At 46.4% G+C, this 771-nt stretch carries 1 protein-coding gene; it reads right to left on the minus strand.

Features of this window, described 5'->3' with window-relative positions:
- On the minus strand, window positions 1–647 hold a 647-nt coding region (locus tag H9J30_RS21545), incomplete at its 3' end, for a hypothetical protein (protein ID WP_240132844.1).
- Window positions 648–771: the final 124 nt, after the last annotated feature.

A 771-nucleotide genomic window follows, 5' to 3' on the forward strand; every position in this document is an offset into this window, starting at 1 on the left:
GATGTTCGAGTGCAACTGCTGGTAGTAGTAACAGCATTGACCTTAAACAATTGCATACCAGATGAAGCGTCCTGATATGCTCTAATGTTGGTTGCTGTAGCAGTAACCTCCAAATCAAGGGTGATCGTCCGAATACTCGCGGTCATCAACTGCACAACTGTCGAACCCGAGCTGGGTCTTGCTTGTGTGATAAACTTTGAAACGCCAACAAACTCGCTCAGATTAGACAGTAATGTTGCAGGTGCACCGTTTGCTGCAATTTTACCGTTAGCATCAGAAACCAATATCTTACTAGCAGTAAGGTTAGTGGTTAATAATCCTGAAATGGCCCCCGTGAACTTGAATTTCATCCATTCCCATACGCGGCTAAACGCTAACATGCGCATAGTGCCGTTGTCGTTCATCAGTACACCATCTGCATCTTCGGGTGTGTTGCTGGTGTCGCGAGACGTACTTCCTGCAATCAGATTCAGCTCTGAGCTGGTAGTTGTAGCATGAACGGGGTATCCATTAGCATCGGACGCAAGTGCCCGATTAGCTGTAATAGCGTTTATAATAGCAGGCTGTCCGTTAGAATCACTCTTTAGCAGCCTGTTTGCAGTTAATGCAGGTGCGGAACTTACTTTCCCACCGGCATCGGTTAACATTATGCGGTTTGCACTCAAGTTATTTTCAACGATTGTACTTGCCGCCCCGGTTATCCGATTTTTTGTTAACGGTACATCTGCGGGTGCAGGGCGTGATGTGTTATATGCCATGATTAAACCCTCG

Source organism: Shewanella cutis, from assembly GCF_022410515.1.
Taxonomy (GTDB): Bacteria; Pseudomonadota; Gammaproteobacteria; order Enterobacterales; family Shewanellaceae; genus Shewanella; species Shewanella cutis.